The sequence below is a fragment of the Nocardioides yefusunii genome, assembly GCF_004014875.1.
In the GTDB taxonomy this organism is placed as follows: domain Bacteria; phylum Actinomycetota; class Actinomycetes; order Propionibacteriales; family Nocardioidaceae; genus Nocardioides; species Nocardioides yefusunii.
Map to the genome: position 1 here is coordinate 2,307,604 of NZ_CP034929.1, position 17,454 is coordinate 2,325,057.

A 17,454-nucleotide genomic window follows, 5' to 3' on the forward strand; every position below is an offset into this window, starting at 1 on the left:
AGATCTCGCGCCAGATCAGGCGCCAGATCAGGCGCGGGGGTGGGCCTGACGGTAGGCGGTGCGCAGCCGGTCGGTGCTGACGTGGGTGTAGATCTGTGTGGTCGACAGCGAGGCGTGTCCCAGCAGTTCCTGGACCGAACGGAGGTCGGCGCCACCTTCGAGCAGGTGGGTCGCTGCGGTGTGCCGGAATCCGTGCGGCCCCATGTCGGGGGCCCCGGGAACTGCTGCGACCCGACGGTGCACGAGGTCGCGTACGACCCGCTGGTCCAGGCGTCCTCCCCGGGCGCCCAGGAAGAGAGCGGGGCCGGAACGGTGCGTGGCGAGGGCCGGCCTGCCCTGGGTACGCCACAGCTGCAGCGCCCGCGCCGCGGGGAGCCCGAACGGCACCGTGCGTTCCTTGCTTCCCTTGCCCATGACCCGCACGACCCGACGTTCGTCGTCCACGTCGTCGACGTCGAGGCCCACCAGTTCCCCCACGCGGATCCCGGTGGCGTAGAGGAGTTCGAGGAGGGCTGTGTCCCGCAGACCGACGGGCGTGGTCTCCCCCGGTTCCTCGTGACCGCCGTCGAGCACGGCCGCTGCCTCCTCGACCCGCAGCACCGAGGGCAGGGACTTCGCACGCTTGGGCGAGAGCAGGAGCGAGCCGGCGTCGGTCTCGGTGCGGCCGGTGCGGCGCAGCCACGCGGTGAAGACCCGTACCGCGCTGGCCCGACGCGCCATCGTGCTGCGCGCCTTGCCGCGGGTCTGCAGGTTGGCCAGCCAACTGCGGAGCACCGCGAGGTCGATCGCGGCCACCTCGGTGACGCCGAGACGGGCAGCGTGCTCGAGCATCCCGGTGACGTCGAGGAGGTAGGCACGCACCGTGTGCTCGGAGAGGTTCCGCTCGATCGCCAGATGTCGTTCGAACTCGCCGAGCAGGGCCGCCGTCGCCTCGTCGACGAGGCGGTCTTCGGGGCCGTCGTCGAGGGAGCCTGCGCTCTCGTCCGGCTCGGTGTAATTCACCTGCACATCCTAGGCACGCCGGCTCCCCGGATCGGTTCACCCGTGCCGGCCCAGACGCCACCCCTCCCCTTCTTGGACGACCCATCCGTGGGCGCCGAGGCGGAGCAGCGCTCCCTGCACCTCCCGGATCCCGATGCCTGCCGCCCGGGCCAGCGCCGGTGCGTCCACGACGTCCACGGCCGGGAACGCCTCCAGCACCTGCTTCTGTCGCCACGGGAGCCGGTCACGCGGAATCGTCTCGCCGTGGCGGGCGTCGGTGAGGTGCTCCCCCGGACGTCCGACGTACTCCAGGACGTCCTCGCCACAGGTGACCAGGTGGGCCCGCCCCAACCGCAGCCGTTCGTGGACGCCCTGGGACTGGGCACTGGTGACCGGCCCCGGGACACCGAGCAACGGACGGTTGAGCCGTTCACACCACGTCGCCGTGCTGAGCGCGCCCGAGCGGAGAGCTGCCTCCGCCACCACGGTCACCTCCGACAGTGCTGCGATCACTCGGTTGCGGGACAGGAACCTGATCCGGGTCGGTTCCCGTCCCGGGGCGGCCTCGGAGACCACCGCGCCCACGTCCAGGACGTGCTCGACCAGAGCCCGGTTGGCGGCCGGGTAGATCCGGTCGACGCCGCAGGCCAGCACCGCCACGGTGGCCCCGTTGCCTGCCAGTGCGCCCCGATGCGCGGCCTGGTCGATGCCCAACGCGGCTCCGGAGACCACCGCGCTCCCGGCCCGAGCCACGGCGTGTGCGATCTCGGCCGCGACCTGGGTGCCGTACGTGGTGGCCGAACGGGAGCCCACGACTGCCACCGAGCGGGTGAGGCCGGCGAGGTCGAGCGGTCCCCGGACCCACAGCCCGACAGGGACTCCCCCACGTTCGTTCAGCACCGGCGCGTCGCGCAGGGCGTCGAGCCGGGTGGGCCACTCCTCCTCCCCCGGGACGACGAACCGCGCTCCGGTCTTCTCGGCCTCGTCGAGGTGACGATGCACGTCGAATCCTTCGAGCCGGGCGGCGACGTCGGTGTGGAGTCCGTGGACGTCGCGTTCGGCGAGCAGGTGCTCGTGGACCCGGACGGCACCGAGGTCCTCGACGAGTCGCGCGACGCGGGGGTCGCCCGGTTCGGTGAGCCAGTTGAGTGCGACCCGGGCGAGCCGTTCGTCGAGCGCGCTCATGAGGCACGCCCCAGTGCAGCGAGGGAGAACTCGGCGCCGGTGCGCAGTGCGAGAGCGACGTCGACGTCGAGGTCGGACGGGCGCTCGCGTCGGGAGAGATCGGCCACCGTCCATGCCAGTCGGTGCACCCGCACGGCACCACGACGGCTGAGCCGTCCGGAGTAGACGTGGTCGTCGAGGCGGGCCTGTCCGGCGTCGGGCAGAGGCCACTCCTCGCGCAGCAGGTGGCCCGGTGTCTGGGAGTTGAGCCGCCAGCCCAGTCCCGCGTACCGAGCTGCCTGGCGGGCGCGGGCGTCGGTGACCCGGACGCGGACCTCGGCAGAGCTCTCCCGCACAGCGAATCGGTCGGTGTCGGCTGGACCAGTGGGCAGCAGGTGTCGCACGACGTCGACCCGGTCGGCGATCGGTCCACTCACCTTGCGCCGGTACTCACGACGTGCGACCTCCGGGCAGGTGCACCGGTTCTCCCGGGCCACGGCCCGGTACTCCCCGCACGGGCAGGGGTTGGCCGCGAGGATCACGGTGCTCCGCGCCGGGAAGAGCGCCGACTCGTCGCCGCGCACCACCCGGATCTCGCCGCTCTCCAACGGCTGGCGCAGCGCCTCGATGACGTCGGTGCGGAAGAGCGGGAACTCGTCCAGAAAGAGAACTCCGCAATGGGCCAGGGAAATTTCACCTGGCCGGACCCTGCCGCTTCCTCCCCCGACGAGGCTCGACTTGGAGACGTCGTGGTGGGGGGCAAGGAACGGCGGACGCAGGATCAGGCCACGCGTCCCGGAGCCCGACAGGGAGTGCAGTGCGGTGAGTTCCAGGGACTCCTCGCGGGTGAGGTCAGGCATGAGAGTGGGCAGGCGTTCGGCCAACGACGTCTTGCCTGCTCCCTTCGGACCGGACAGCAGCAGGTGGTGTCCGCCGGCGGCAGCGACCTCCAGCGCGAATCGGGCATCGGCCACGCCGACGAGGTCGGAGAGGTCGACGTCGTCGCGGCGGTCCTCGCCCCGCCAACTCAGCAGGCTGGTGCCGCCGCTTGCCCCGACCGGGGTCGCCACTGGCACCTCGTCTCCGCGCAACTGCGCCACCACCTGGGCCAAGGACCGCACTCCGAAGACCTCCATGTCCGGCACGAGGGCCGCCTCGACCGCGGACGGTTCGGGGACGAAGACCCGACGGATTCCTGCGGCTGCTGCCGCCATCACCATCGGGAGCACTCCGGGCACCTGGCGCAGACCGCCGTCGAGCCCGAGTTCTCCGACGAAGACGGTGCCGGTGAGCGCGTCGACGGGGATGGTCCCGTCCGCTGCCTTGATCCCCACCGCGATCGCGAGGTCGAAGTGGGTGCCGCGCTTGGGCAGGTCGGCCGGGGCGAGCAGGATCGTGACGCGTCGGGTCGCGGGCCAGGGAGCGGCGCAGTGCGTGATCGCCATCCGTACCCGGTCGCGGGCCTCCAGCAGGGAGGCGTCGGGACGTCCGACGATGGTCGCCCCGACGACGCCGGGCGATATGTCCACCTGCACCTCCACCAGGTGTCCCAGCGATCCCTGCAGCACGACGGTGCGCGAGGTCGCCAGCATCAACAGATCCCCCGCACGTGCTCGAGGCGCGGGGCGGCACCGCGTGGACGCAGCACCGCCACCAGGTCGACGCGGACCGCGCCGGGGTCGGCGCCCGCCTCAGGATGGGCCTGTACCCATTCGGCAGCGAGCAGGCGCAACCGTGCCGCCTTCGTCTCGTCGACCGCCTCGTGCGGGGTGCCACGCAACGACGACGTGCGGGTCTTCACCTCACAGACCACCACCTCGGCGCCGTCGCGCAGGACCAGGTCGACCTCGCCCGAGGGGCCGCGCCAGTTCTGGTCCAGGAGCGTCATCCCGGCCCGGAGCAGGTGCCGGCGGGCGACCTCCTCGCCCCATCGGCCGAGGCGAGCGTTGTGGGTGGTGCGGTTGCTGGTCATCGTCGTTCCCTCCTGCAGGTCCGTCGGCCCGGTCGACCACGGCGCCTGCCAGCGTCGCGGCCTCGTCCCGGCTGCGCCGGAGAGCAGCGACGGAGCTGGGGACAGTGCCGACGGGGAGCCCGGGGCCGGACACCTGTCCGGACCAGTTGGCCCTCACGCCGGGAGAAGGGGCCGCCGCCGTTCCACACTGGCCGGCGTCCGTCCACCCAGCCCTACGGAGAAAACGTGTCACTCTCGCGTCACCTCTTCCCCTCGGCAACACGCTGCCGAGCCACTGCCCGCGCCGCTGGAGCCCTGGCTGCCCTGGCCCTGCTCGCCTCCGGGTGTGCCGGATCGGCCGACGAGGCCGAGGGCGTCGACCTGCCCGCCGCCTCCACCGGGTTGCACCCGTTGGTCAGCGCCGACGGCGAACGCCAGTACTACCTCGACCTGCCCGAGGGCTACTCCCCCGACGGCGAACCGCTCCCGCTCGTGCTGGCCCTGCACGGCACCGGCGGGTCGCACGCGAAGTGGCTCGACGACACCTACAACCTCGCCGACGCCGTCGGCGACGACGCAATCATGGTCTATCCCGAGGCGCTGGTCAGCACGAACGGAACCCGGCAGTGGGTCACCGAGCGCGACGTCCCCTACGTCGCCGCCGTCCTGGACCAACTGGAGAATCAGGTCACCTTCGACCACGACAACGTCCTCGTCACCGGCCAGAGCAGCGGCGCCGGTATGTCGCACGAGATCGGCTGCCAGCTCGGCGACCGGGTCCGCGCGATCGCACCGGCGGCCGGCGTCCTGATGTCGACGCGCTGCACCGGATCGGTGGCGGTGATCCAGGTCCAGGGCACCTCCGACCCGGTGGTCCCGTTCGCTCTCGCCCAGCAGACCAGTGAGTTCTGGGCCCGGTACAACGGCCTCGACACCGGCGTCCGTCAGCCCGGCACGCACGACTCCTGCACCCAGTACCCAACGGCCGACGGCACCGTCGAGGCCACCAACGCCTACCCGGTGCACCTGTGCATGCACAACGAAGGCGCCGGCGAGGAGCGTCAGGGCCACGCCTGGCCCTCGATCGCCGGGGACGCGATCTGGTCGACGTTCACCGCACTGCCCCGCACCCAGGAGGCTGAGTCCGCACCTGCTGGCGGTGGCAACGACAAGACCATCGCCGAGGCCAACACCACCGCGAAGTTCACCCTCAAGTTCCCCGAGACGATTCCCAGCACCCCCACCCAGGGCGCCGTGGTGGTCTACGCCCCCGGTGAGGTGACTCCCACGACCGCTCCGCTGGCGTTCATGACGATGCAGTTCGCCCCCGGTGACGTGCAGCCGGGGCAGGAGGTCTCCTACGAGGTGCCGGTGAGCTACTCGATCTTCGGTGCCGACGGGTTCTCCCTGCCCGGGAGCTACACCATCATGGTCACGATGCACACCGAGAACGGCGGCTACCCGATCCCGGTGCCCGGTATGGACATGTGGACGATGACGGAGTACGACTTCGTGGACACCGACACACCCGTCGTGATCGACGACGTCCTGGCACTCGAGCCGATCTCGACCGACACCGGGCTCTGACCTGCCGGTCCCCGGTTCTCCGGACGCAGAAGGCCTCACCGGTTCTGGACCGGTGAGGCCTTCGCGTGCTGGTGGGGCCGGGCGTCAGGCCTCGGAGGGGTCCATGTCGGGATGGTTGAGTTCCTCGACGTTGACGTCCTTGAAGGTCAGCACCTTGACGTTGCGGGCGAACCGCGCCGGACGGTACATGTCCCACACCCAGGCGTCACTCATCGAGACCTCGAAGAAGACCTCGCCGGACTCACCGCGGGCCTTCACGTCCACCTGGTTGCAGAGGTAGAAACGTCGGTCGGTCTCGACGACGTACTTGAAGAGCTGCACGACGTCGCGGTACTCGCGGTAGAGCGTGAGCTCCATCTCGGACTCGTACTTCTCGAGGTCCTCGGCACTCATGCTCGTTCCCTTCGCGTGGCCGGACGTGGTCGCAGGAGAGCCTAGTCCGCGACGCCCGCCGTCGCGGGTCGGACGCCCGAACCCGTGCCCGACGGCTGGGCGGCGTTCACGCCCGGCAGGCTCCACGAACGACGGTGTTGGACGCAGGGTCCACGCGTGGCCAACGCCGCGACGTGGTCGGGCGAGGCGTAGCCCTTGTTGACCTCCCACGCGTAGCCCGGGTGCTCGGTCGCCAGCTCGGCCATGATCGCGTCGCGCTCGGTCTTGGCCAGGATGCTGGCCGCCGCGACACCGGCGCACCGCATGTCGCCCTTGATCTCGGTGCGCACCGGCGGCACCTCCACCTCGGGCGTGCCGTCGAGGTCCCAGGCGGTGGGCGGGGCGTCGAAGAGTGAGAACTGCTCCGGAGCAGTGAGGTAGTCGTGGTTGCCGTCGAGCAGGACCAGGTCCGGAACGACCCCCAGACCGGCCAGTGCCCGTTGGGCCGCGAGGCGCAGCCCCACGACGATGCCGTGGGCGTCGATCTCGGCGGCACTGGCATGACCCACCGCATGGGCCACGGCCCAGCGGCGGACCTTCGGCGCGAGCTCCTCACGGAGCTTGGCCGGCACCAGCTTGGAGTCCTTGACGCCCTGAGGTGCGGTGCGGGTGTCGGCGTCGACGACGACCATGCCGACGCTGACGGGACCACCCAGTGCTCCGCGGCCGACCTCGTCGGCGCAGGCGAGCAGCGGGTAGCCCTCACGGATGATGCTGCGTTCGGTGCGCAGGGTGGGGACTGCTGCAACCACGTCGGGTCAGTGCTCTCAGTCGTCGGAGGAGGCGGTGTCGGGAACGTCGGCGAACGCGTCGGGACGGTGTTCGATCCGGGCGTGACCCAGCGGCCAGACCAGGGCAGCCATCCGTCCCACGACGAGGTCGGTGGAGACGAACTCACGGCCCGGGACACAGTCGGTCTCCAGACCCTCACGGCACATGTGGAAGCTGGAGTCGGCCGAGTGGCCGCGGTTGTCACCCATCACGAAGAGGTGCCCCTCAGGAACCGTGACGGTCTGCCAGTCGCAGGCGCCGGGCATCGGGCCGTTGCAGTCGGTGAGCGGGTCGTCGTTGACGTAGGGCTCGTCGATCGCGACGCCGTTGATCTTGAGTCGGCCGTCGTCGTCGCAACAGGTGATCACGTCACCGCCAACGCCGACGACGCGCTTCACCAGGTGGCCGCCCTCGGGGTACAGGCCGACCTTCGTCATCGCCTTCGCGACGATGTTGCCCGGCTCGGTCTGGGCGTCGTTGAGCCAACCGCCCGGGTCCTTGAAGACGATCACGTCGCCGCGCTGCGGTTCACCGCCGCCCCAGTAGGAGATCTTCTGCACGACGATCCGGTCGTTGCGGACCAGACCGGGCTCCATCGACTCCGACGGGATGTAGAACGCCTGGATGAAGAAGCTCTTCACCACGATCGCCACCGTGAGGGCGAGGACGAGCAGGAGGATCGTCTCCTGCCACAACGGGAGCTGCTTCTTGGCCGCAGCCTTCTGCCGCTTTCGTTCCTTGCGGGTGAGAGCGCGCGGCTCCTCGGCGGGCGCGGCGTCGGGAATCTGGGTCCCGTCGTGGGAGTCCGCAGGCACAAAGGACCGCGACTCCTCCGCGTCGTCGGGACGGGGGAAGTCGCGGTCCTGTGAAGTCACGCGCTGATGCTATCCAGAAACTGGTAGCAGGCCATTTCAGACCGTGCGACGCTCCTTGATCTTCGCCTTCTTGCCGCGCAGGTCGCGCAGGTAGTAAAGCTTCGCGCGACGGACGTCACCGCGGGTGACGACCTCGATCGACTCGAAGATCGGGGAGTGCAGCGGGAAGGTGCGCTCGACACCGATGCCGAAGGAGACCTTGCGGACGGTGAAGGTGCGACCGATGCCGGAACCGTGGACACGGATCACGACGCCCTGGAACACCTGGACACGGGAGCGCGAGCCCTCGATGACCTTGACGTGAACCTTGACGGTGTCACCGGCGCGGAAGGCCGGGACGTCGGTGCGCTTGTTGACGTTGCCAATCTCGGCAAGCAGGTTGCTCATGATGCTCCTCACGGACGCCACAGGTCAGCCGCGGATAGTGATCATTTCGTCGGCCGTCCAGCGCCGTGTGCGCCCTCTCCCCCTGTGGCAGGCGAGAAGCGCGACCCCTCCGCGTGAACTGACCGGAGCGGGTCTCGACAGGACAGACCAGTTGTCAAGTCTGCCAGACGACGACGCGGCTGGCGAAACCGACTCAGCGGCGACGCTTGGAGAGCCGGACCAGACCAGCGCTCTCGCCGGTCGGACGGTAGCCCGCCTTGCGGTACGTCTTGAGGTTGCTCTGCGACCGCGCTCCGGTGGAGAGCACGAAACCGGTGGCCTCGGCCGGGGCGGCGGTCTCGACGGCCTCCAACATCCAGCGGCCCAGTCCCTGGCCGTGCAGGTCGGGGGCAACCATCAGGCGGCCGATCTCCCACGCAGTGCGGCCCTCCTCGGTGACGAGACGACCACGACCGGCGGCGACCAGACGGCCACCGCGGTGCGCCACCAGGACGGTCCACTCCTGGCCCCAGGCCTGGACGTCGTCGAGGGTCTCGGTCAGCGCCGGGACCTCGACGCCGGGGTTGGTCAGCGCCTCACCAGCCCAGCAGGCACGCTGCAGGGTGAGCAGTTCGCCGGCGTCACCGGGAGCCATCACCCGCAGGGACGCCTCGCCCGGCGCAGCGCTGGGGTGCACCAGGTCAGGACGACGACGGGCGGTGCGCTCGACGCGCTGGGCGTGGCGCCACTCGGCGATCAGCTTGTGGTTGCCGGTCATCAGCTCTGCCGGGACCTCGTGACCGCGCCACGACTGCGGCTTGGTGTAGACGGGGTACTCCAGCAGGCCGTCCTCGTGGGACTCCTCCGTCAGCGACTCCGGGTTGCCCATGAATCCGGGCAGGAGACGGACGACGGCCTCGGTGACGGCCAGCGCCGCGACCTCTCCGCCGTTGAGGACGTAGTCGCCCAGGGAGATCTCGCGAACCTCACCGATGCTGGCGGCGTGGTCGATGACGCGCTGGTCGATGCCCTCGTAGCGGCCACAGGCGAAGACGAGGTGCTCGTGTCCGGAGAGCTCGCGCGCGGTGGCCTGCGTGAACGGGGCACCGGAGGGAGTGGTGAAGATGATCGTGGGACGCACCGGCGACTCGGCGTCCTCGGGCGTCGCCTCGGCGATGACGTCGTCGAACGCCTGGCCCCACGGCTCGGGCTTCATCACCATGCCGGCGCCACCACCGTAGGGGGTGTCGTCGACGGTGCGGTGCTTGTCGGTGGTCCAGGAACGCAGGTCGTGGACACGAATGTCCAGCAGACCCTTGGCGCGCGCCTTGCCCGGGAGCGAGAGCTCGAGCGGGCTGAGGTAGTCGGGGAAGATCGAGAGGACGTCGATGCGCACGGGTCGATCAGTCCTCGTCGGCAGCGGCAGCAGCGTCGTCGTCCTCGGGAAGGAAGTCCGAGACGAGACCGGGACGGTCGGCCACGACGACGAACCCACCACGGACGTCGACGCTCGGGACCAGTGCGGCCACGAACGGGACGAGGGCAGGGCGGCCGTCGCTCGCCTTCACCTGGAGCAGGTCCTGGGCAGTGCCGGTCTGCAGACCGGTGACCTTGCCGATGACCTCGCCGTCGAGGTTGCGCACCTCGAGACCGACGAGCTGGTGCTCGTAGAACGCGTCGGGCTCGTCACCGAGGTCGTCACCGGCGACGTCCACGACCAGCAGGAGGCCACGTGCGGTCTCGGCAACGTTGCGGTCGGCGAACTCGGCGAAGCAGAGCAGCAGGACGCCCTGGTGCCAACGCTTGGAGCGCACGGTGAGCTGCTCGTACTCGGAGGTCTTGCCCTTGGCGGGCTTGACGGCGAGCACCGAGCCGACCTTGAAGCGGGTGTCGGGATCGTCGGTGCGCACCTCGACCGTCACCTCGCCACGGATTCCGTGGGGCTTGCCGATACGTCCGACCACCAGTTCAACGCTGCTCACGGACGCGATTCTAGGCGGAACGCCGAGCTCTCCACCCATCGCCGGAAGGCATTGCGCAGGAATTGCACTGCGCCCGAAATGCACGGGCCCATGAAATGCGCGGCCCATAAAATGCACGGCCCATGAAATGCACGAAGGGCGCCACCCGTGAGGGTGACGCCCTTCGCGATGCACCAGGTGCACCCGAGAAAGCTGTTCAGCGTCGGCGGTCGACGTCCACGAAGTCGATCCGTGCCCCGCCGCGACCCGCGAGGGCCGAGACGATGGTGCGGAACGCGGAGGCCGTACGACCGTTGCGACCGATCACCTTGCCGAGGTCTTCGGGGTGAACCCGGACCTCGAGGATCGAACCGCGACGCAGCTGCTTGTCCTTGACGGACACGTCGTCGGGGTGGTCAACCACTCCACGAACGAGGTGCTCGAGTGCGTCGGCAAGCATGATCAGGCGTCCTCGGCCGGGGCCTCGGCAGCGGCGGGGGCCTCCTCAGCGGGGGCCTCCTCCTTCTTGGCCTTCTTGGTCACCGCGGCGCCCTTGGGCTCGTTGGCGGCCTCCTTGAGGGCCTCGTTGAAGATCTCGAGCTTGTCGCGCTTGGGAGCGGCGACCTTGAGGGTGCCCTCGGTGCCCGGGAGACCCTTGAAGGTCTGCCAGTCGCCGGTGATCTTCAGGATGGCCTCAACGGCCTCGGTCGGCTGGGCGCCGACGCCGAGCCAGTACTGGGCGCGCTCACCGGTGACGGAGATGAAGGAGGGCTCCTCCTTCGGACGGTAGATACCGATCTCCTCGATGACGCGACCGTCGCGCTTCTTGCGGGAGTCGACGACGACGATGCGGTACTGGGGAACACGGATCTTGCCCAGGCGCTTCAGGCGAATCTTGACGGCCACTTTTGTGGTGTCTCCTCGAAAGTTGTTGGTGGTGAGTGACCTTCCAACCAGGTGGGGACCGGGTCAGATCACTCGATGGGCTCTGTCCGCCGGTGAGAGGGCCCATACGGACAGGACACAGTGATCTAGTGTGCCAGACGCCCGTCACCTCGGCCAATCCGCTCCGAAAACCAGACGCTCGACGCCCTGTGAGGCTCGCCACTCACGTCGGTCAGGCGACCACACGTCCGCGCAGCACGACCCTGGCCGGACGCCGCAGCACCGACAGGTCCGCGAGCGGGTCCGCGTCGTAGACGACGAGGTCGGCCGACGCGCCGTCCTCCAGCCCGTCGAAGCCCAACCAGGTGCGCGCACGCCACGACGCCGCCCCCAGCGCGTCATAGGTGCTCATGCCGAGCTCGTGCAATGCCAGCACCTCTCCGGCGAGGTTGCCGTGACGGGTCACGCCCCCGGAGTCCGAGCCGGCGTACATCGCCACCCCGGCCTCGTGCGCGGCCATCAACGTGGCCGGCATCCGGGCGTACAGGTCACGCATCCTGGCGGCGTAGGCCGGAAACTTCGCCTCCCCCGCCGCGGCATGGCCGGGGAACTTGTCCAACTGCATGACGGTCGGCACCAGTGCCGTTCCGCGAGCCACCATCGCCGCGATCAACGTCTCGTCGAGTCCGGTGCCGTGTTCGATGCAGTCGATCCCGGCCTCGATCGCGCCGGGCAGGACGTCGGGACCGAAGCAGTGCGCGGTCACCTTGGCTCCTTCGGCGTGCGCTGCCTCGATCGCTGCCGCGAGGTCAGCGGGCGGGAACGACGGGGTGAGGTCGCCGTCCTCACGCGAGATCCAGTCCCCCACCACCTTGACCCAGCCGTCGGAACGGCGGGCCTGGGCGACGACGGCCTCGACCAGTCCGGCGGGCTCCACCTCGTCGGCGTAGTTGCGGATGTAGCGGCGACTGCGCGCCACGTGGCGTCCGGCCCGCAGCAGGCGCGGCAGGTCGTCACGCTCGTGCACCCAGGAGGTGTCCGCCGCCGAACCGCAGTCGCGGATCAGCAGTGCACCCGCGTCCCGGTCCACGACGGCCTGCGCCTCGGTCTCGGCCTCACTGACTGCTCCACCCTCGTCCATCCCGAGATGGCAGTGCGCGTCCACGAGTCCGGGCACGATCCAGCCGCGGGCAACGGTCTCGGCGCCACGCTGCGGCTCCCGGGTGATCCGACCGTCGACGATCCAGAGGTCCTCGACCTCACCGTGCGGGAGCACCGGCCCTGTGACGTGCAGGGCCGGCGAAGGGAACATGGCGTCGTCCATACCGCCGAACCCTAGTGGGACCGGCTAGCGTGAGGCGGGTGAGCACCTTCGACCGCCTCAGCCGGAACCTGCGCCTCTTCGCCCGCTTCGGCGTCGTCGGCGCCTCCGGAGTCCTGGTGAACCTGGCCGTGGTGGTGATGCTCAAGAAGTTCGGCCCCGACGTCGACGACCTGATCGCCGGCATCCCGCTCACCGACTTCAACATCCGCTGGTACCACGTGTTCTCCACCGTGGCGTTCCTCGTTGCCTGCCTGTGGAACTTCCAGCTGAACCGGAAGTGGACCTTCAACTCCTCGGGTCACGCCGGCTGGTGGGCGGAGTTCCGTCCGTTCTTCTCCGTCGGCCTGATCGCCCAGTGCCTGGGCCTGGGTCTGCTGACGCTGCTGATGCACACCGGGTCCCCGCTGGCACTGCCGACCGACCTCCTCGACGACTCCACCGGTTGGCGGACCCGCCTCTACTGGGGTCAGCTGATCGTCATCTGCGCCACGACGCCGCTCTCGTTCGTCCTCAACAAGGTGTGGACGTTCTCCGCGGTGCGCGGCCATGCAGCCGCGTCCCCGGCTCCGGTCCGTGAGCCCGAGGACGCCCTGCGCTGACGGCACTGCACTGATGGATCTGGGCTGACGGACGTGGTCAGGTCAGAGTCGGTCGAGGAGCCAGGACGGGCTCATCGCCATCGCCCCGATGCCCTGCACGCGGGCGCGCAGGAAGTTGTCGCCGGTGATCACCGTGACCCGGCACCCCTTCTCGACCGCGGCCCGGGTCTGACGCTCGATCTCGGAGTCGCCGTCCTTGGGGGCGTGCACGGTGCGCACGTGCTGGATCTTGCCGGCCTTGACTCCGCCCTTGCCCTGACCTTCGAGGACCAGGACGATCTCGTCGTGCGGGGTGTCCCCCACGAGGAGCTTCTCGTGCAGGGTCCGGGACGCGGCGGCACGGTCCTTCCACCATCCGGTGGGGCGGGACCCGACGACGTTCGCAGCGTCGACGACCATCACGGTTGAGATGCGCACCCGAGGAGTTTAGCGACGCAGGGCGAGCATCCCCTCCCCGACGAGAACGAGGCCCCGACACCGGACGGTGTCGAGGCCTCGTGCGTCATGACCGGTGCGGCCTGAAGGAATCGGGCCGCGCAGGGTCACTTCAGGAACTTGGAGAAGTCCTTCGGCAGGTTGAGCTGCTCGGCAGCCTTCTCGTAGTCGATGTCGCCACCGGGCAGACCGAACGGGTTCGGCGCGGCGGGAGCCTTGGCGGCGATCTCCTTCTTCTGCGCCGCAGCCTTGGCCGGGTTGCCCGAGGTGCGCTTGGACTTGCCGCCCTTCTTGGGCTGCTTGCCCTTCTTGCCGCCACCCATGCCGGGCATCGGGGGCATTCCCGGCATACCGGGCATGCCGCCACCCTTGGCCATCTGCTGCATCATCTTGCGGGCGGCGAAGAAGCGGTCGACGAGCTGGTTGACGTCGTTGACCTGGGTGCCCGAACCCTTGGCGATGCGGGCACGACGCGAACCGTCGATGATCTTCGGGTTCTGACGCTCGGCCGGCGTCATCGAGGAGACGATCGCCTGGATGCGGTCCAGCTCGCGCTCGTCGAAGTTCTCGATCTGGTCGCGGAACTGACCCATGCCCGGGAGCATGCCGAGGATCTTGGACATCGAACCCAGCTTGCGCAGCTGCTTCATCTGGTCCATGAAGTCCTCGAGGGTGAAGTCACCCTGGCCGGAGAGGAGCTTCTCGGCAGCCTTCGCGGACTGCTCGGCGTCGAACGCCTTCTCGGCCTGCTCGATGAGCGACATCACGTCACCCATGTCGAGGATGCGCGAGGCCATACGGTCGGGGTGGAACAGGTCGAAGTCGGTCATCTTCTCGCCGTTGGAGGCGAACATGACCGGCTTGCCGGTGACCGAGGCGATGGAGAGCGCCGCACCACCGCGGGCGTCACCGTCGAGCTTGGTGAGCACGACCGCGTCGTAGCCGACACCGTCGAGGAAGGCCTGGGCGGTGTTGACCGCGTCCTGACCGATCATCGCGTCGACGACGAAGAGGACCTCGTCGGGGTTGACGGCGTCGCGGATGTCCTTGGCCTGCTGCATCAGGTCGGCGTCGATGCCGAGACGACCGGCGGTGTCGACGATCACGACGTCGTGCAGGGAGCGCTTGGCCTCCTCGATCGCGGCACGCGCGACCTCAACCGGGTTGCCGATGCCGTTGCCCGGCTGCGGCGCGAAGACGGGAACGCCGACGCGCTCACCGTTGACCTTGAGCTGGGTGACGGCGTTGGGGCGCTGGAGGTCGGCGGCGACCAGGAGCGGGGTCTTCTTCTGCTCCTTGAGCCACAGCGCGAGCTTGGCCGCGAGGGTGGTCTTACCGGCACCCTGGAGACCGGCCAGCATGATGACGGTGGGACCGGTCTTGGCGAAGCGGAGACGACGGGTCTCGCCACCGAGGATGGTGACGAGCTCCTCGTTGACGATCTTGACGATCTGCTGGGCGGGGTTCAGCGCACCGCTGACCTCCTCGCCACGGGCACGCTCCTTGACCGCGCCGACGAACTCCTTGACGACCGGCAGGGCGACGTCGGCCTCGAGCAGCGCGATCCGGATCTCACGCGCGGTGGCGTCGATGTCGGCCTCGGAGAGCTTGCCCTTCCCCCGGAGGTTCTTGAAGGTGTCTGCAAGGCGATCGGAAAGGGTGGCGAACACGGTGATTCCCTCGTGGGCTCGGAACGTGGAGGTACGGCAGGTGGTGCGGACGCGGGGTCCGCAGCCTCGACGACGCTCCGGCGCGGGGCCGGGCACGGTCATCGAGGGACAAGACTAACCAGTCGGGGACAGAACCGCCCTGACGGCGTGCGCGGCCTCGGCCGCCCGGGTCTCGCTGAGCGCCTTGGCACCCAGTTCGCAGAGGTAGAAGACGTCGACGGCCTGCGGGCCGACGGTGTCGACGTGGGCGGAGCGGACCGTCATCCCCAGCCCGGCCACTGCGGTGAGCACCTGGTGCAGCAGGCCGGGACGGTCCCCGGCCCGGACCTCGAGCACAGTGGCGCTGCGCGAGGCCCGGGGACGGACCACGACGACGGGGGCGAGCGCGTCGGCCGGGACCCGTTCGAGACGGCGGGTGTCGGCCTTGCCGGCCACCACCAGCGCGAAGCGTTCCCTCACCTGCGACGCGTCCAGGCTCTCGGAGTCGACGTCCCACTCCGAGACGCCCCACTCGGTGCCGTCGGGCTCGGTCTGGGACCACGCCCTCGCCGCACGGACCGAGATCCGCTCGATGCCCAGCGCTGCGGCGACGTCGGCGAGCAGGCCGACCCGGTCACGGGCGAGGACGAGGACGCTGGACCCGGCTCCGTCGTCGTGCGGGGTCACCTGCACCACCGCGGCCTGGTTGCCCGAACGCACCGCGAGCGGCACCTTCACCTGCGGGAGCTGGGGCAGGTCGCTCCTGTCCTCGCACCGTTCCTCGGCTCCGGTCGGGCCGAGCACGGCGGCAGCCCGGGCCACGAGTCCGCCGACGAGGCGGGCACGCCAGGAGGACCATGCCTTCGCCGAGGCGGCGAGGGAGTCGGCCTCGGTGAGCGCGGCGAGCAGTTCGAGCTGGACCGGCGTCGTGATCCGGGAGGTGACCTCCTCCAACGTGACCGGGTCGTCGAGGTCGCGTCCGGTGGCGACCGAGGGCAGCAGCAGGTGCCAGCGCACGAGGGTCGCGACCACACCGGCGTCGGCCTCGGAGAAGCCCATCCGCAGGGCGACCGAGCGGGCCTTCTCCTCCCCCGCGATGCTGTGATCGAGTCCGGTCCCCTTGCCGATGTCGTGCAGCAGCGCGGTGACCATGAGCAGGTCGGGGCGTTCGACGCGCCGGATCAGCTTCGAGGCCTCGACGCAGGTCTCGACGACGTGCCGGTCGACGGTGAAGCGGTGGATCACCGAGGCGTGCGGCAGCAGCCGGATCTCCTCCCACTCGGGCAGGAAGTGTTCCAGTGCGCCAGTCTCCTCCAGCGTCTCCCAGACGCCGAGCAGTCCCCGGCCCGCGAGGAGCCGGACCATCAGGTCCCGGGCCTCGACCGGCCACGGGGTCGGCAGCGGCGGGCAGTCACGCAGGAGTTCGGCGGCGGTGGTGGGTTCCAGGGCGAGGTCGCCCTCGGAGGCGACCGCGGCGGCGCGCAGCAGCAGCACCGGGTCGGCGGCAGGGTCGACGGTGCCGTCCAGGACCACCTGCGGGCCGTGCGCGGCGACGCCACGGACGACGGTGACCGGTGCGGTGACGGTGCCGGGGCGGGGATCGTCGAGGACGGTGGCGACCCGGCGCCAGGTGAGACGGGTCAGGTGGGCGACGCGTCGTCCGTGGCTGCGGACGTGACGCTGGGCGGCCTCGGCGTCGGGAGTGCCGTCGTCCTTGAGGAGGTCCAAGGCCTCGGCGAGCGGGGACCACAGCTCGGGCTGGATCCGGTCGACGGCGCGGCCCGAGAGGGTGTGGACGTGGTCGCGGACGTCGAGCAGGGCGCGCCGGCAGCGTTCGAGATCGGTGGTGGGCACGTCGACCAGCCAGGTCGCGGTCACGGCCTTGAGGACGCAGCCGTCCCGCAGGCCACCCGCGGACTCCTTGAGGTCGGGCACCGAGAGGTGGGCGAGCTCGCCGACGCTCTCGTGGCGGCGACGAGACATCGCTCCGACGTCGCGCAGGCGCTCACGGGCGGTGCGGCGCCAGTCGGCCAGCAGTGCGGTGCGCAGGCGCAGGGACAGGTGGGTGTCGCCGCAGAGGTAGCGCTGGTCGAGCAGGCCCAGGGCGACGCGGTCGTCGGCACGGGCGGCGTCGAGCATCTGGGTGAACGAGCGGACCGAGTGGTCGACCTTGTACTTCGCGTCCCACAGCGGGTACCAGAGGGTGGAGGCGATCTCGCCGGGGTCGACGGCGTCGTCGTGGACGAGCACGACGTCGAGGTCGGAGAAGGGGGCCAGCTCACCGCGGCCGTATCCGCCGACGGCGACCAGCACGACCCCGACGTCGGGGGCGCCGGCCGCGGTGTACGCGGCCTTGCAGGCGGCGTCGGCGGCGGCGGTGCGGTCTGCTCGTTCAGCGGCGGTCATCTTCGGCTCCTGCCAGGACGGGTGGGGGCGTGCGGGAGGGCGGGGCGGGCGGAGCGCCCCGAGAACGA

General features: G+C 70.1%; 18 protein-coding genes and 1 pseudogene. 2 read left to right on the plus strand and 17 right to left on the minus strand.

Annotation, left to right across the window (positions count from 1 at the left end; genetic code table 11):
• Positions 1 to 27: 27 nt before the first annotated feature.
• Genes EOV43_RS10490 through EOV43_RS10505 form a run of 4 tightly spaced genes read right to left on the minus strand, consistent with a single transcriptional unit; the run spans position 28 to position 4,117 of the window.
• Positions 28 to 1,002, minus strand: a complete 975-nt coding sequence (locus tag EOV43_RS10490) for a tyrosine recombinase XerC (RefSeq protein ID WP_128221239.1) — start codon at positions 1,000 to 1,002, stop codon at positions 28 to 30.
• 36 nt (positions 1,003 to 1,038) lie between these two features.
• The gene (gene dprA, locus EOV43_RS10495; protein ID WP_128221240.1) at positions 1,039 to 2,166 is read right to left on the minus strand and encodes a DNA-processing protein DprA; all 1,128 of its coding nucleotides are present in this window, start codon (positions 2,164 to 2,166) and stop codon (positions 1,039 to 1,041) included.
• Positions 2,163 to 3,737 carry a YifB family Mg chelatase-like AAA ATPase gene (locus EOV43_RS10500; protein WP_239022085.1) on the minus strand — a complete coding sequence of 525 codons (1,575 nt, stop codon included), beginning with the start codon at positions 3,735 to 3,737 and terminating at the stop codon, positions 2,163 to 2,165. Before EOV43_RS10500 ends, dprA begins: the two co-directional genes overlap by 4 nt.
• The gene (locus EOV43_RS10505; protein WP_128221242.1) at positions 3,737 to 4,117 is read right to left on the minus strand and encodes a YraN family protein; all 381 of its coding nucleotides are present in this window, start codon (positions 4,115 to 4,117) and stop codon (positions 3,737 to 3,739) included. The genes EOV43_RS10500 and EOV43_RS10505 overlap by 1 nt, the downstream gene beginning before the upstream one ends.
• Before the next feature lie 225 nt (positions 4,118 to 4,342).
• On the opposite strand from EOV43_RS10505, the gene EOV43_RS10510 reads away from it, so the two are divergent.
• Positions 4,343 to 5,683, plus strand: coding sequence for a CE1 family esterase (locus tag EOV43_RS10510; RefSeq protein WP_164878699.1), 1,341 nt, complete (start codon positions 4,343 to 4,345; stop codon positions 5,681 to 5,683).
• A gap of 84 nt (positions 5,684 to 5,767) precedes the next feature.
• Here EOV43_RS10510 and EOV43_RS10515 read toward each other — a convergent pair whose 3' ends face one another.
• The 10 genes and pseudogenes from EOV43_RS10515 to EOV43_RS10555 all read right to left on the minus strand — a co-directional run bounded on the left by EOV43_RS10515 (position 5,768) and on the right by EOV43_RS10555 (position 12,297).
• A complete protein-coding gene (locus tag EOV43_RS10515; RefSeq protein WP_128221244.1) occupies positions 5,768 to 6,076 on the minus strand; it encodes a DUF2469 domain-containing protein in 309 nt (102 codons plus the stop codon).
• 41 nt (positions 6,077 to 6,117) lie between these two features.
• Complete coding sequence (locus tag EOV43_RS10520) at positions 6,118 to 6,867, minus strand: ribonuclease HII (RefSeq protein ID WP_128221245.1); 750 nt, start codon at positions 6,865 to 6,867, stop codon at positions 6,118 to 6,120.
• A gap of 15 nt (positions 6,868 to 6,882) precedes the next feature.
• Positions 6,883 to 7,761: a signal peptidase I gene (gene lepB / locus EOV43_RS10525; RefSeq protein WP_128221246.1), complete on the minus strand. Its 879-nt coding sequence runs from the start codon at positions 7,759 to 7,761 to the stop codon at positions 6,883 to 6,885.
• A 36-nt stretch (positions 7,762 to 7,797) separates the two neighbouring features.
• A complete protein-coding gene (gene rplS / locus EOV43_RS10530) occupies positions 7,798 to 8,148 on the minus strand; it encodes a 50S ribosomal protein L19 (protein WP_128221247.1) in 351 nt (116 codons plus the stop codon).
• Positions 8,149 to 8,341: 193 nt separating this feature from the next.
• Positions 8,342 to 8,782 carry a GNAT family N-acetyltransferase gene (locus EOV43_RS15720; RefSeq protein ID WP_239022308.1) on the minus strand — a complete coding sequence of 147 codons (441 nt, stop codon included), beginning with the start codon at positions 8,780 to 8,782 and terminating at the stop codon, positions 8,342 to 8,344.
• Between the two features lie 42 nt (positions 8,783 to 8,824).
• Positions 8,825 to 9,523 (minus strand): annotated as a pseudogene (gene trmD / locus EOV43_RS15725) (tRNA (guanosine(37)-N1)-methyltransferase TrmD); the annotation flags it as partial.
• 7 nt (positions 9,524 to 9,530) lie between these two features.
• Complete coding sequence (gene rimM, locus EOV43_RS10540; protein WP_206611312.1) at positions 9,531 to 10,109, minus strand: ribosome maturation factor RimM; 579 nt, start codon at positions 10,107 to 10,109, stop codon at positions 9,531 to 9,533.
• 196 nt (positions 10,110 to 10,305) lie between these two features.
• Complete coding sequence (locus tag EOV43_RS10545) at positions 10,306 to 10,548, minus strand: RNA-binding protein (RefSeq protein WP_128221250.1); 243 nt, start codon at positions 10,546 to 10,548, stop codon at positions 10,306 to 10,308.
• Positions 10,549 to 10,550: 2 nt separating this feature from the next.
• On the minus strand, positions 10,551 to 10,994 hold the full coding sequence (gene rpsP, locus EOV43_RS10550) for a 30S ribosomal protein S16 (RefSeq protein ID WP_128221251.1): 444 nt from the start codon (positions 10,992 to 10,994) through the stop codon (positions 10,551 to 10,553).
• A gap of 211 nt (positions 10,995 to 11,205) precedes the next feature.
• Positions 11,206 to 12,297: an amidohydrolase family protein gene (locus tag EOV43_RS10555; protein WP_206611313.1), complete on the minus strand. Its 1,092-nt coding sequence runs from the start codon at positions 12,295 to 12,297 to the stop codon at positions 11,206 to 11,208.
• A gap of 38 nt (positions 12,298 to 12,335) precedes the next feature.
• Here EOV43_RS10555 and EOV43_RS10560 point away from each other — a divergent pair, with 38 nt between their 5' ends.
• The gene (locus EOV43_RS10560; protein ID WP_239022086.1) at positions 12,336 to 12,896 is read left to right on the plus strand and encodes a GtrA family protein; all 561 of its coding nucleotides are present in this window, start codon (positions 12,336 to 12,338) and stop codon (positions 12,894 to 12,896) included.
• A 42-nt stretch (positions 12,897 to 12,938) separates the two neighbouring features.
• Here EOV43_RS10560 and EOV43_RS10565 read toward each other — a convergent pair whose 3' ends face one another.
• The 3 genes from EOV43_RS10565 to EOV43_RS10575 all read right to left on the minus strand — a co-directional run bounded on the left by EOV43_RS10565 (position 12,939) and on the right by EOV43_RS10575 (position 17,386).
• Positions 12,939 to 13,313, minus strand: a complete 375-nt coding sequence (locus EOV43_RS10565) for an NYN domain-containing protein (RefSeq protein ID WP_239022087.1) — start codon at positions 13,311 to 13,313, stop codon at positions 12,939 to 12,941.
• Between the two features lie 125 nt (positions 13,314 to 13,438).
• Positions 13,439 to 15,001 (minus strand): signal recognition particle protein, encoded by a 1,563-nt coding sequence (gene ffh / locus EOV43_RS10570; RefSeq protein ID WP_128221253.1) that lies wholly within the window; start codon positions 14,999 to 15,001, stop codon positions 13,439 to 13,441.
• A 114-nt stretch (positions 15,002 to 15,115) separates the two neighbouring features.
• Positions 15,116 to 17,386, minus strand: coding sequence for a [protein-PII] uridylyltransferase (locus EOV43_RS10575; RefSeq protein ID WP_128221254.1), 2,271 nt, complete (start codon positions 17,384 to 17,386; stop codon positions 15,116 to 15,118).
• Positions 17,387 to 17,454: the final 68 nt, after the last annotated feature.